The sequence below is a fragment of the Actinacidiphila acidipaludis genome, from assembly GCF_019890725.1.
Classification (GTDB): Bacteria; Actinomycetota; Actinomycetes; order Streptomycetales; family Streptomycetaceae; genus Actinacidiphila; species Actinacidiphila acidipaludis.
This window is the reverse complement of sequence record NZ_JAINZZ010000023.1, coordinates 98,650-111,088: the sequence shown is the minus strand read 5'-3', so window position 1 is coordinate 111,088 and position 12,439 is coordinate 98,650. Positions and strand designations below refer to the sequence as shown.

At 73.4% G+C, this 12,439-nt stretch carries 12 protein-coding genes and 1 tRNA gene; 4 read left to right on the top strand and 9 right to left on the bottom strand.

Annotation, left to right across the window (positions count from 1 at the left end):
* Positions 1 to 28: 28 nt before the first annotated feature.
* The 8 genes from K7862_RS19580 to K7862_RS19545 form a co-directional block, all read right to left on the bottom strand.
* Positions 29 to 1,024 (bottom strand): acyl-CoA thioesterase family protein, encoded by a 996-nt coding sequence (locus K7862_RS19580; protein ID WP_222964227.1) that lies wholly within the window; start codon positions 1,022 to 1,024, stop codon positions 29 to 31.
* Between the two features lie 11 nt (positions 1,025 to 1,035).
* A complete protein-coding gene (locus tag K7862_RS19575; protein ID WP_222964225.1) occupies positions 1,036 to 1,860 on the bottom strand; it encodes an alpha/beta fold hydrolase in 825 nt (274 codons plus the stop codon).
* On the bottom strand, positions 1,857 to 2,882 hold the full coding sequence (locus K7862_RS19570) for a beta-ketoacyl synthase N-terminal-like domain-containing protein (protein WP_222964223.1): 1,026 nt from the start codon (positions 2,880 to 2,882) through the stop codon (positions 1,857 to 1,859). The genes K7862_RS19575 and K7862_RS19570 overlap by 4 nt, the downstream gene beginning before the upstream one ends.
* A complete protein-coding gene (locus tag K7862_RS19565; RefSeq protein ID WP_222964221.1) occupies positions 2,879 to 4,021 on the bottom strand; it encodes a beta-ketoacyl synthase N-terminal-like domain-containing protein in 1,143 nt (380 codons plus the stop codon). The genes K7862_RS19570 and K7862_RS19565 overlap by 4 nt, the downstream gene beginning before the upstream one ends.
* Entirely contained in the window at positions 4,018 to 5,268 is a 1,251-nt protein-coding gene (locus tag K7862_RS19560) for a beta-ketoacyl-[acyl-carrier-protein] synthase family protein (protein ID WP_222964219.1), read from the bottom strand. The genes K7862_RS19565 and K7862_RS19560 overlap by 4 nt, the downstream gene beginning before the upstream one ends.
* Positions 5,269 to 5,308: 40 nt before the next feature.
* Positions 5,309 to 5,560, bottom strand: coding sequence for an acyl carrier protein (locus K7862_RS19555; RefSeq protein WP_222964217.1), 252 nt, complete (start codon positions 5,558 to 5,560; stop codon positions 5,309 to 5,311).
* A 143-nt stretch (positions 5,561 to 5,703) separates the two neighbouring features.
* Positions 5,704 to 6,465, bottom strand: coding sequence for a thioesterase II family protein (locus K7862_RS19550; RefSeq protein WP_222964215.1), 762 nt, complete (start codon positions 6,463 to 6,465; stop codon positions 5,704 to 5,706).
* Complete coding sequence (locus K7862_RS19545; RefSeq protein ID WP_222964213.1) at positions 6,462 to 7,436, bottom strand: ACP S-malonyltransferase; 975 nt, start codon at positions 7,434 to 7,436, stop codon at positions 6,462 to 6,464. Before K7862_RS19545 ends, K7862_RS19550 begins: the two co-directional genes overlap by 4 nt.
* 503 nt (positions 7,437 to 7,939) lie before the next feature.
* Here K7862_RS19545 and K7862_RS19540 point away from each other — a divergent pair.
* Entirely contained in the window at positions 7,940 to 8,470 is a 531-nt protein-coding gene (locus K7862_RS19540) for a hypothetical protein (RefSeq protein ID WP_222964211.1), read from the top strand.
* 1 nt (position 8,471) lies between these two features.
* Here K7862_RS19540 and K7862_RS19535 read toward each other — a convergent pair.
* A tRNA-Glu gene (locus tag K7862_RS19535) sits at positions 8,472 to 8,547 on the bottom strand.
* A 128-nt stretch (positions 8,548 to 8,675) separates the two neighbouring features.
* On the opposite strand from K7862_RS19535, the gene K7862_RS19530 reads away from it, so the two are divergent.
* The 3 genes from K7862_RS19530 (at position 8,676) to K7862_RS19520 (ending at position 12,384) form a co-directional block, all read left to right on the top strand.
* Positions 8,676 to 9,026, top strand: coding sequence for a metallopeptidase family protein (locus K7862_RS19530; protein WP_222964209.1), 351 nt, complete (start codon positions 8,676 to 8,678; stop codon positions 9,024 to 9,026).
* Positions 9,027 to 9,331: 305 nt separating this feature from the next.
* Positions 9,332 to 9,850, top strand: a complete 519-nt coding sequence (locus tag K7862_RS19525) for a hypothetical protein (RefSeq protein WP_222964207.1) — start codon at positions 9,332 to 9,334, stop codon at positions 9,848 to 9,850.
* A 293-nt stretch (positions 9,851 to 10,143) separates the two neighbouring features.
* A complete protein-coding gene (locus tag K7862_RS19520; RefSeq protein ID WP_372461596.1) occupies positions 10,144 to 12,384 on the top strand; it encodes a DEAD/DEAH box helicase in 2,241 nt (746 codons plus the stop codon).
* The last annotated feature ends 55 nt before the right edge of the window (positions 12,385 to 12,439 follow it).

Genomic DNA, 12,439 nt, shown 5'->3' with positions numbered 1-12,439 from the left:
CGGGCGGCCGTCGCCATGGCCGCGGCGCTCACTGGGCCACGTCGTTGTTGAAGGCCCGCAGCACGCGCTCGTCGAAGGTGACCAGGCGGCCGCTGTTGCCGTTCTCCACCACCCCGTAGGCGTGGGTGATGCTGCCCGTGGCGGTCTTCACCAGCCGGCCGCCGCGCACCACGTAGTAGTCCAGCCGGGAGGTGTAGAGCAGGTTCTTGAAGATGTCGTCGACGGTGTAGACGACGTACAGGTCCTCTTCGAGCAGGGCCTCGTCCAGCATGGTCACCTTGGACGCGGTCACGGCCGGGATGTGGTTCTTCTCGGCCAGCAGCGCGCGGATCGAGATGCCGCGGGCGTCCACGAAGCGGTGCTTGGCCTCCTCCATCAGCCGCAGGTAGCCCGACATGGCGATCCGGTCGAAGAAGTGCACGTACGGGTACGGGATCCGGAACTTCCAGCCGTACGCGTTCTGCCCGGCCAGCAGCTGGTCCAGCACCGGGTCGACGTCCGTGGAGCCGCCGGAGACCAGCGGTTCGCCGGTGGCCGCGACCTCGGCGCCGGGCTCGGCGCCGCCGATCCGCGCGGCGACGTACCGCTCCAGGCCCTCCGGGACGGGCAGCCGGCGCAGCATGCGGACGTCGTTGTCGTCGTACCGCAGCACGACCTTGATCTTCGAGGTGACGGCCTTCTTCGGCGCGCCGTCCCGCTCCACGGTGAAGACGACCTTGAACGCCAGCTCGGTGGCGTCGTCCTTGGTCACCGGTGTGACCTCGACCGAGGCCTCGTCGTCGACCACCAGGGCGGTCTGCAGGCGGGAGTCGATCTCGACGACGTCGAAGCCCAGGCCGTGCTCCTCGTACAGGCGGCCGACCGGGAGCCCGCAGTGCCGGAAGTGCTCGATGACCGCCTTCTCGGCCAGGTAGTTGACGTGCTTGAAGCCGATGATGGTGCCGATGTTGGCACCTTCGTACCCGGGGCTGAGGACGACGGTCGTCGTCTCGTTCAGCAGGGACTTGGCCGAGGTTGCGGACATCAGGCGCTCTCCTAGAGGCTTTCGACGAATCGGCCGAGCAGCGCGGTGAAACGCTCCGGCTGCTCGAACATCGGGTAGTGGCCGCAGCCACCGAGGGTCTGCAGCTCCGCGGCCGGCAGGTCGGCGGCCAGCGCCACGCTCTCCGCCGCGGCGAAGTCCTCCGTGCCGGTGACCACCAGGGCGGGCACGTCGATCAGACCGGTGTGCAGCCAGGGGGTGTGCAGGTAGAGGTTGAGGAACCGCATCCAGCCGTACAGGCCCGCCCGTTCGCAGACCCGGCGGGCCATGTCGCGCAGGATCTCCGGGTCGATGGGCCGGCCCGGCCGCAGCCGGATGCCCTCCTCGGTGATCGCCAGGAAGTTGCGCTGCATCCCGGCCACCGCGTCCCACCCGAAGTCGTCGGGGGAGCGCCGGTAGAACGGCGAGACCAGCACGATGCCCCTGATCCCGTAGACGGCGCAGGGGTCCTCGCCGCGCGCCGCGGCCCGGCTGAGGTGGTCCAGCAGCAGGTTCGCGGAGAAGGAGTGGGCGACCACGACGTCCACGGCGCCGGGCACCGCCTCCAGGCAGGCCGCCATCCAGTCGGGGCTGTCGGACTGCCGGCCCCACTCCGAGACGTGGTCGCCGCGCCACGGCAGGTCGGCGACCCAGGAGTCCAGCTCGGCGGGCGCGTGCCGCCACAGCGGGTCCCACACCGAACTCCCGCTCGCCAGGCCGTGCAGCATCAGCGCACGCAGCCGCGGCGCGTCACCGGTGTGCCGCTGCCTGACGAGCAGCGGCAGCACCGGATCCTCGCGCCGCGCGGCGGGAGCCGCGGTGAAGGTCGCGCTGCTCACGGCAGGTCGCCCGGGGCTCGCAGGACCAGCCCGGCGGTGCCGTCGTCGCCGTCGTGGCCGGACACCGCGTACACCGGTCCGGCGCCGCCCGCGGCGAACCAGCCGACGGCGGCCGCGCACTGCAGTACGCCGAGCGCGGCCGACGCCTCGCCCCACTCGCCTGTCAGGTCGTAGTGGGACACCTCGGCCGGCAGCGGCCCGCCGCCGGCCGGCTCCGGGCCGCCACCCGGTCCGAACCAGGCGGCGGGCGCCTGGGCGCCCAGCCGGTCCAGGCACGCGCGGACACCGCCGGTCCTGGTGGTGGCGCCGATCTCGGCCAGCTCCGTGACGCCGCGGGCCGGGCCCGCACCGGCGCGTTCGACGATCAGCGCGGCGCCGCCGTCGATCAGCCGGTCGGTGCCCGCCAGCCGGCGGACCGCCGCGTTGTCCGGCTCGACGCCGAGCACCAGCGCGCGGTCGGCGCGGCCGGACCGGATCAGCACGGCCGCCCAGCGGACCGCGTCGAGCCCGGTGGTCGGGCCGTTGCACAGCATCAGATTGGGGCCGCGCAGGCCGTACTTGACGGCCAGCGTCGAGGCGATCACGTTGCTCGACGCGTTCGGGGTGTCCATCGGGCTGAGGCCCGCGGTGGAGCCGTCGGCGGCGATCGTCTCCACGATGGAGCACACCGTGTCGACGTTCCCGAAGTCGGAGGCGATCAGCACGGCGAAGCCGTCACCGGGCACCGTGAGGGCGCCGTCCTCGCCGAGCATGCCCGCCTCCCGCAGCGCGTCCCGCGCGCAGCACAGGGCCAGTTGGGTCGCCCGGTCCTTGTAGCGCAGGCCCTTCTTGCCCAGCCGGGCCGCCGGGTCCACGGGCGCGGCGTCACCGGGCCGCGCGGCCAGCAGGTCCCGCGGGGTGTCCGCCCCCGACACCGCCAGGCCCACGCCGGTCACCACGATCCGGGCCGGCGCCGCGCTCTCCGGATGCCCGGGCGCGGCGGACGCCTCGGTCGTCGGGGACTCGGTCGTCAGGGTGCTCATCGGCCGGCCTCCACGATCGCCACCGCGTTGATCCCGCCGAAGCCGAACGCGTCGACCTGGGCGAGGTTCACCTGCTGTTCCACCGGGGTGTCGCGCACCAGCCGGAAGCCCGCCACCTCGGAGGCCGGGTTGTCCAGGCCGGTGATCGGGGGCACCCGGCCCTCCCGCATGGCGTGCAGCGCCACCAGCAGGTTGAGCACCCCGGAGGCGCCGGAGGTGTGGCCGGTCATCGACTTCACCCCGGTCATCAGCGGGTTGCCCACGTGCGGCCCGAAGACGTCGGTGAGCGCGGTGGCCTCGGCGGCGTCGTTGAGCGAGGTGCCGGTGCCGTGCAGCAGCACCAGGCCGACGTCCTCCGCCTTCACGCCCGCCCGGCCGTGCGCGTCCCGGATCGCGGCGGCGATGCCGCCCGGGTCGGGCGCGGTGGCGTGGAAGGCGTCGCAGTTGACGGCCACGCCGCGCACCCAGCCGTGGATCGCGTCCCGGTCGGCCGGGGCGTCACGGCGCAGCACCACGGCGGCGGCGCCCTCACCCATCACGGTGCCCTTGCGGTCGCGGTCGAAGGGCCGCAGCCGGTCCGGCGGGTCGAGCTGGAGCCGGTCCGACAGGCCGAACATGCTCTCGGTGATCACGTCGACACCGGCGACGATCACCGTGTCGGCCTCCTGGAACTCCAGCAGGTCCACGCCCAGCGCCAGCGCGTACAGCGAGGCGGAGCAGGCGTTGGAGATGGTGTGGGTGTCCCGCGCGCCGAACCGCTCGCGCAGCGCCGTGCCGAAGTGCATCCGGTCGGCGCCGAACGGCTGCCCGTCGCGCCACCACAGCTCCAGCGACCGCAGTTCGCGCAGGCCCGTGCCGACCAGCACCGGCACCCCGGACAGGTCGTCGCCCAGGCCCGCGTCCCGTGCCGCCTGGCCCACCGCGTCGAGCAGCAGGCCGGTGGCGCGGCCGACGGCGTCCGTGCCCGGGGCGGGCCGGTTGTCCACCTCGTAGAGGTGCCCGGCGTTGTACCAGGCGCGGTCGAAGCCGCGCAGCGGGTGCCGGCCCTCGCGGCCGGCGCACAGCGCGGCGAAGATCTCCCGGGTGTCGCGGCCGATGCTCGCCACCGCGCCGGCGCCGGTCACCGCGAGCCGGCTCACCGCGGACCCTCGTACTTGCCGAGGATGACGATGGAGTTGTTGCCGCCGAAGGCCAGCCCGTTGTTCTGCACGATGCGCAGGTCCGCCTCGACCGCCTGGTTCGGCACGCAGTCCACCTCGCACTCCGGGTCGGTGGTCACGTGGTTGATGGTCGGCGGGATGAAGCGGTGCACGATCGCCAGGGAGCACGCGATGGCCGCCAGCGCGCTGGCCGCGCCCATGGTGTGGCCGAGCATCGACTTGATCGAGATGGTCCGCGGCGGGCGGTCGCCGTAGACCTCGCGGATCGCCCGCGCCTCGGTGATGTCGTTGGCCTTGGTGCCGGTGCCGTGTGCGGAGATCAGGTCGATCTCGGACGGCTTGACGCCCGCGTTGTCCAGGGCGAGCTGCATGCAGCGGGCCACGCTGGCCTGGTTGGGCGCCACCTGGTGGTACGCGTCGCAGTTGAGGCCGTAGCCCAGCACCTCGGCGTAGATGCGGGCCCCGCGGGCCAGCGCCGAGTCCAGGCTCTCCAGCACCAGGACGCCGGCGCCCTCCCCGGTGAGGATGCCCTTGCGGTCGGCGTCGAAGGGCTGGCACAGCTCCGGGGCGATGGTGCCCAGCCGGTAGAAGCCGGCGAAGGTCTTGCGGCACATGGCGTCGGCGCCGCCGCACAGCGCGAAGTCCACCTCGCCGGTGCGCACCGCGTCGAAGCCGTAGCCGATGGCGTAGTTGCCCGCCGCGCACGCGGTGGGGATGGTGACCGCCTCGACGTCGGTCAGCCCCAGCTCGTGGGCCACCGCCGCCGAAAGCCGGCCCGCCCGGACCCGGCGGGCGATGGTCGAGTCCATCTGCTCCGGGCCGAAGCGGATCTGGCTCTCGACGAGCTGGTCGAGGTCGAAGGACTCGCCGTCGGTGGTGCCGATGGATATCAGGCCGCGCTGCCGCCGCAGGACGTCCACGTCGAGGTCGGCGTCCTCGATCGCCATCCGTGCCGCCGCGACCGAGAACTGGCTGGCCCGGCCGAGTTCCTCCGCGTCGAGAGTGCGGATCCACCGTTCCGGCCGGAAGTCCACGATCTCGCAACCGTTGGCGTGTGCGAATCCGTTGGTGTCGAATGCCTTGATCGGCTTCGCACCGCTGCGCCCGGATCGCAGTCCCTCAGCGAAGTCGGCGGCGCCGACCCCGATGCTGGAGAACACGCCGAATCCGGTCAGAACCACCCTGTGAGCTGTTGTACTCGAACCATTTCCCGCGAGAGTCGACATCGAATCCCCAACCAGTCTCGACCTGGACAGCGAACAGGAATTACCGGGCGGCGGACTCGGCGACGACCTCGTAGACGCCCTGGAGGTTCACCATGCGGGCGAGTTCCGACTGGTCGATGACCACCTTGAACTCCTTCTCCAGGGAGGCCAGGATCTCGATCGCGCGCAGCGAGTCGGCGTCGTGGTCCTCACGGAACAGGCTGGTGTCGGTGACCTCGTCCTCCTCGAGTTCGAGAATCTCGCACACGATTTCCTTGATCTTCGCGGCGCGCTCTTCGGTGATGGTAGGCATGGTGGAAGAACCTCTCAGGAATCCGGTGGTTCCGAAATGCCCGCAGAATTGCGGGACGGGGAAACGGGTGCCCGCCATTTCGTACGGCTCGGCATACCCGGGAATCATTAGAGCATCGGACCGGCGGCCTCCTGAGTCCGTCGTCAGGAAGATGCCACCCCGATCCGGCCGGCGATGTCGCGGATCAGGGCGTCGCGCTCGGGTTCGAGATAGAAGTGGCCGCCCGGAAAGACCCGCATCGCGAATCCGCCGCCGGCGACCTGCTCCCACGCCGCGACGTCCTCGGGGGTCACGTTGGGGTCCTGGTCGCCGACGTACGCCGTCACGGGGGTGCCGACCGGCACCGGCCCGGCGGCGCGGTAGGTGCCGGACACCTTGAAGTCCGAGCGGATCGCGGGCAGGACGAGGTCCCGCAGTCCGGGCTCCGCCAGCAGGGCGGTGTCCACGCCCCCCAACCGCAGCACCTCGTCGACGAGTTGATCGTCGTCCCGCAGATGGATGTCCTTCGGGGTGACGAGGTGCGGCGCCTCGCGGCCGGACACGAACAGCCCCTCCGGCCGGAACCCGTACCGCTCCCGCAGCCGCAGCGTCACCTCGTACGCCAGGGAGGCGCCCATGCTGTGGCCGAACAGCGCCAGCGGCCGGTCGAGGAAGGGCGGCAGGGCGGCGGTGACGGCGTCGGCGAGGGAGGCCATGTCCTCCAGGAACGGATCGGCGATCCGGTCCTGCCGTCCCGGATAGCGGGCCGCCAGCACCTCGACGTCGGGGCCGAACGCGCCGCCCCACGCGTGGAAGAACGATGCCGCGCCGCCCGCGTGCGGCAGGCACACCAGCCGCAGCCGGGGACCCGTGACCGACGGATGACGCCGGAACCAGCGCGAGGCGGTGGACGCCGGCGCCGTCATCGGGCCGCCTCCGCCGCGGGCGCCGCGGCCACCGCGGGTGCGCCGGCCGCGGCCGCCAGACCGTCCGGACTGTTCAGGGGAACGGCCGTCACGTACGGGACGATCCGCCGGATCATGCCGGACAGCGTGCGGCCCGAGCCCAGCTCCAGCAGCCGGCCGCAGCCCAGCGGCCCGGTCAGGGTCCCGACGCTGCGCTCCCACAGCACCGGGTGGGTCAGCTGACGCGTGGACAGCTCCACCCAGTCGTCGTCCCCGGTGTGCGGTTCCGCGTCCACGTTGGCCACCACCGGCGCGTGCCCGCGGGCGAACGGCGTCGCGCGCAGGACCTCCCGCAGCCGCTCCGCGACCGGTGCCATGAACGGGCTGTGGAACGCGCCGCCGACCGGGACCGTGATCAGCTTGGCGCCGATCCGGTGGCCCTCCGCGGCAGCCCGCTCCACGCCCTCGACGGAACCGGACACGACCACCTGCCCGGGCGCGTTGATGTTCGCCACCCACAGCGGGCACCCCGACGCGTCGATCTCCCGGACGAGTTCCGCCACGTCGTCGTGGCCCGCGCCGACCAGCGCGCCCATCGTCCCGCGCCGCATCCCGGCCGCCTCGCGCATCGCCCGGCCGCGGGCGGCGACGAGCACGGCGGCGTCCGCGACGGTGAGCATCCCGGCGGCGACCAGCGCCGTGTACTCGCCCAGGCTGTGCCCCGCGCACGCGACGGCGCCCTCGGTCAGACCGAGCCGCTCGGCCTCGCGCAGCGCGAGCACCGACACGGTGAACACGGCCAGTTGGGCCAGGTCGGTGCGGCGCAGCTGCTCGGCCGGGGTGCGCAGCACCAGCTCCTCGACGTCCTCACCGGTGTGCCGTGAGATCTCCGCGACGAGCTCCCACGCCTCGGTGCCGCGCCACGGCTCGCCCATGCCCTCGCGCTGGGTTCCCTGACCGGGGAACACCAGGCCGATCGGTACCGCTCCCAAGGGACTGCCCTCCTGCTCGCCGTGGTCTGCCGGGATCGCCGGGCCGGAACGGCGGGGTGGCGTCGCGCCACGCCGGTCCGGCACCCGCCGGCCTCACCGGCACGCGTGTCTGGCCCGGCGGCACGCTCGGGGGTTCGCGGCCGCCGGGGGCATTCGCCCTCTGCCGTGTCCACCGAGTGCGATTCCCGGGAGTCATTACGGTCAGCGGCCGCGGCCCGGGGCAATGGCCGTTACAGGAAGATGCCAGGTGCGGCGGCAGCTCCGGTCGTAAGTCCGGTCGCAGCTCCGGTCCTGACTCCGCTCGCTCGCGCAGCCGTTGAGGGCCGCGGGACCGGGGGCCGGCGACCCGCGCGGGATCCGGTCCGCATGCGACTTCGGGCGTAGACGGCTCCCCCCGAAAGGTGCACCAGGGCGGCGCGGGAAGCGACTTGGGGTGGATGCGGCGCGGACCGGCCGCCGTCTAGCGTTCTGCGCGTCGTTCTCCGGGAGAGGAGCCCGTCCCGATGGTCCGTCCCCGCGGCACAGGCGAGCGCACCGCAGGACCTGCCCGGCCGCCGTGGGCCGTGCCCGCGGCCTACGCCTGGGTGGCGGGGTTCGCGCTGATCCACGTCCTCGCCATCGCGGCGAACGGCCGCTACGCCGCCGGGATCGATCCGGGCAAGGGCGACAGCGGCCTGCTCTGCGTGCTGCCCAACGCGGTCGTCATCGCCATCTGCCTGGTCGCCGCCGGGGTGATCCACCGCACGACGAGCCCGCCGCGCCCCCGGGCGCCGGCCTGGACGGTCTTCGCCGGAGCCTGGATCGGGATGCCGCTGCTGGTCCTGCGCGGCGCGGCGACGGCGGTCGACGAGGCGCTGCGGCTGACCGGCATCATGCGCTACGGGCTCTTCGACCAGCAGACGAACGCCACGTCGTCCTGGGCGGTGTGGTCGGGCCGCGCCATCGACGTCTACTTCATGATCGGCGCGGTGGTCCTCGCGGCGGCACTCGGCCCGTGGATGAGCAGGGAGCGCCGCCGGGCGACGATCTCCTAGGTGGTGCCCCCAACGGGATTCGAACCCGTGCTACCGCCTTGAAAGGGCGGCGTCCTGGGCCACTAGACGATGAGGGCGAAGGGCCTGCCGTGGTGGGCCTTTCGGCGCACTTCGGGGACGGGGGGAAGCATATGGGACGGCCCGCGGGTTCGGCAAAACCATTGCCGAACGGGACCGCGAGGGTGGCGCACGACACAATGGGCCTGTGCTGGAGATGAGCCGCGAGGACTTCGAGGAACTGGTCGGCGAGGCGCTGGACCGGATTCCCACCGAGCTGACCCGGCTGATGGACAACGTGGCCGTCTTCGTCGAGGACGAGCCCGACCCGTCGGACCCGGACCTGCTCGGCCTGTACGAGGGGACACCGCTGACCGAGCGCGGGGAGTGGTACGCGGGCGTGCTGCCCGACCGGATCACCGTCTACCGCGGTCCGACGCTGCGGATGTGCGCCACCCGCGAGGAGGCGGTCGAGGAGACGGAGATCACCGTCGTCCACGAGATCGCCCACCACTTCGGCATCGACGACGAGCGGCTGCACGGGCTCGGCTACGGGTGAGGACGCGGGGCCGCGGCGGCGGGTGAGGACGCGGGGCCGCGGCAGGGGCCACGGCTGACGGCGAGCGGGCGGTGCGGACTCGCCACAGGCCGGCCCGGGCCACCGGGTGGGGCGCTCGGCGGTCTCCCGCGCTGTCCCGCGCTGTCCCGCACTGTCCGGCACTGGGCCACTCGAACGAACCTGCGGCGTTCCGGTCCGGTCGCGCGTGTCCTGCCGCAGGCGTCGGCGTTGGACACGGCGAGCCCGCCCGGCCGGGTGTGCGTCCGCGCGCCCGCCGGCCCGTACCGAGTCCGAGGTCGCCGCGCATGTCCGTACCCGCCGCCGCACGCCCCCCGCACGCCCGTGCCCGCGCGGCCGGGGTCCGGTCGGCGGCGCTCGTCGCGCTGCTGGCGGCGAGCGTCGCGGCGTGCGTGAGCACCGGCGGGTCCGACCCCAAGGCGCCCGGCCGCCCCCCGGTGTCCGGCAAGGGCGGCGCGGCCGACGCCCGGCACGCGGTCCGCGGCTTCCCGGCCGGCGGCCACGGCGGCGGCCGGGACGGCATGTCACCCTCCCCGGCGGCCTCCGGAACCGCCACCGCGGGCGCGTCCGCGGTGGCCACGACGCCCGCGTCCGCCCCCGGCAGGACGGGCACGCGGGCCGTGCCGCCGGGCGGCGGCGCCACGACCGCGCCCCACCCGACCGTCCAGCCGTCCCCCACCGGCGACGGGCCGACCACCACGCCCACCCCGACGGACCCGGCCACCACCACCACGCCCGCCGATCCGCCCCCCACGACCGCGACCCCCGGCGACGGCGGGGACCCGTCCGGCGCCGGCACCCCCTGACCCCGGTCCGGACCGGGCGGGAAGCCGTCCCTGAGCGGACTCTTGCCAGGTCAGCGCCGGGATCCGGAGGGGATTGGCGTATCGGGCCTTCGATGCGTATGCTGGTAGATCGTTTGATCCCCATTTTCCGATGCCTGGCGCCTGTATCCGAAACGCGCCGCGTGGCGCGTTCCTTATCTCCTGTGGCTGACCGCATCGAGGCGGTTGTAAGCAACCTGTGGAGCTGGCGCGTGCCGTAAGTCTCCGAGAGGTTCAGCTTCAGCATGCCCTTTGACAGTGCCGACCGTGCCGCCATGCCCGAGAGCGTGGAGAACTCCGTTCTCGCCATGGACGCCGTGACCGCCGACACCGGCGACGACACCTACCCCGACACCCGTGGCGGGACCGGCTCCGACGCCGGCCGCGACGACCGTGAAGTCCACCACAACGACGTCCACGACGAAGACCGCCACGACGAAGACCACCACGACGACCGTGACGACGAGCACGACGACGCTCCCGGCGTGACCTTCGCCGACCTCGGCCTGCCCGAGGCCGTCGTCCGCAAGCTCTCCCAGAACGGCGTCGTGACCCCGTTCCCGATCCAGGCGGCGACCATCCCGGACGCGATGGCCGGCCGGGACATCCTGGGCCGTGGCCGCACCGGCTCCGGCAAGACGCTCTCCTTCGGCCTGCCGCTGCTGACCAGCCTGGCCGGCGGCCGCACCGAGCGGAAGCACCCCCGCGGCGTCATCCTCACGCCGACCCGTGAGCTGGCCATGCAGGTCGCCGACGCCCTGCAGCCCTACGGTGACCTGCTCGGCCTGAAGATGAAGGTCGTCTGCGGCGGCACCTCCATGCAGAACCAGATCTACGCGCTGGAGCGCGGCGTCGACATCCTCGTCGCCACCCCGGGCCGGCTGCGTGACCTGATCAACCGCGGCGCCGCGGCCCTGGACCAGGTGGAGATCGCGGTCCTGGACGAGGCCGACCAGATGGCCGACATGGGCTTCCTGCCCGAGGTCACCGAGATCCTCGACCTCGTCCCGGCCGGCGGCCAGCGCCTGCTGTTCTCCGCGACGCTGGAGAACGAGATCGACACCCTGGTCAAGCGGTACCTGGTCGACCCGGTGACGCACGAGGTGGACGCCGCCCAGGGCGCGGTCACCACGATGAGCCACCACGTCCTGGTCGTGAAGCCCAAGGACAAGGCCCCGGTCACCGCCGCCATCGCCGCCCGCAAGGGCCGCACGATCATCTTCGTCCGCACCCAGATGGGCGCCGACCGGGTGGCCGAGCAGCTCGTCGAGGCCGGTGTGCGCGCCGACGCGCTGCACGGCGGCATGACCCAGGGCGCGCGCACCCGCACCCTGGAGGACTTCAAGGGCGGGCACGTCAACGTGCTGGTCGCCACCGACGTCGCCGCCCGCGGCATCCACGTCGACGGCATCGACCTGGTGCTCAACGTCGACCCGGCCGGCGACCACAAGGACTACCTGCACCGCTCCGGCCGCACCGCGCGCGCCGGCCAGTCCGGCACGGTCGTCTCGCTGGCCCTGCCGCACCAGCGCCGGCAGATCTTCCGGCTGATGGAGGACGCGGGCGTGGACGCCTCACGCCACATCATCGGCGGCGCCGGCGTCTTCGACGAGGACGTCGCCCGGATCACCGGCGCCCGCTCGCTGACCGACGTGCAGGCCGACGCGGTGCAGAACGCCGCCACCCAGGCCGAGCGCGAGGTCGTCGAGGCCACCCGTCAGCTGGAGCGGCTGCAGCGCCGCGCCGCCGAACTGCGCGAGGAGGCCGACCGGCTGATCGCCCGCTCGGCGCGCGAGCGCGGCGAGGACCCGGAGGAGGCCGTGGCGGCGAAGACCGCCGAGGCCACCGCCGCGGTCGAGGCCGCCGTGCAGATCCCCGAGCCGCGCGAGGAGCGGCCGGCCGGCGGCTACCAGCGCCGGGACGAGCGCGGCAACTTCGACCGCCGCCGGGAGGGACGCGACGGGCGTGACGACCGTCCGTCCTACCGCGAGCACCGGGAGAACCGGGACCGCGACCACCGCGACCGCGACGACCGGCGCGACAGCCGCCCGTCGTACGGCAACCGCGACCGCGACGACCGCCCGTCGTACGGCAACCGGGACCGCGACGACCGTCCGTCGTACGGCAACCGGGACCGCCGCGACTCGCGTCCGTCCTTCGGCGACCGTGACCGCCGTCCGTCCCACAACCGGGACGACCGGCGCGACAGCCGTCCGTCGTACGGCAACCGCGACCGCGACGACCGCCGTCCGTCCTCGTACAACCGCGACGACCGGCGTGACAGCCGCCCGTCCTACGGCGACCGCGACCGCCGCCCGGCGTACGGCAACCGCGACGACCGCCCGTTCAACCGGGACCGCCGCGACTCGCGTCCGTCGTACGGCGACCGTGACCGCCGCCCGTCCTACGGCGGCGACCGCGACCGCGACCGCCCGACCTCGTACAACCGGGACAACGGCTCGTCGTCCACGACGTCGTACGGGGACCGGAAGCCGCGCTGGAAGCGCAACGGCTGACGCGTAGTTCGGCGTCGACCACGAAGTCGACCGCAAAGTCGACCACAAAGGGCCC

Bases quoted from the DNA above. Each gene is read 5' to 3' on its own strand.
- K7862_RS19560 (WP_222964219.1), bottom strand. From the start codon at position 5,268: ATGTCGACTCTCGCGGGAAATGGTTCGAGTACAACAGCTCACAGGGTG.
- K7862_RS19540 (WP_222964211.1), top strand. From the start codon at position 7,940: ATGGTCCGTCCCCGCGGCACAGGCGAGCGCACCGCAGGACCTGCCCGG.
- K7862_RS19570 (WP_222964223.1), bottom strand. From the start codon at position 2,882: ATGAGCACCCTGACGACCGAGTCCCCGACGACCGAGGCGTCCGCCGCG.
- K7862_RS19525 (WP_222964207.1), top strand. From the start codon at position 9,332: ATGTCCGTACCCGCCGCCGCACGCCCCCCGCACGCCCGTGCCCGCGCG.
- K7862_RS19580 (WP_222964227.1), bottom strand. From the start codon at position 1,024: ATGTCCGCAACCTCGGCCAAGTCCCTGCTGAACGAGACGACGACCGTC.
- K7862_RS19555 (WP_222964217.1), bottom strand. From the start codon at position 5,560: ATGCCTACCATCACCGAAGAGCGCGCCGCGAAGATCAAGGAAATCGTG.
- K7862_RS19520 (WP_372461596.1), top strand. From the start codon at position 10,144: ATGCCCGAGAGCGTGGAGAACTCCGTTCTCGCCATGGACGCCGTGACC.
- K7862_RS19550 (WP_222964215.1), bottom strand. From the start codon at position 6,465: ATGACGGCGCCGGCGTCCACCGCCTCGCGCTGGTTCCGGCGTCATCCG.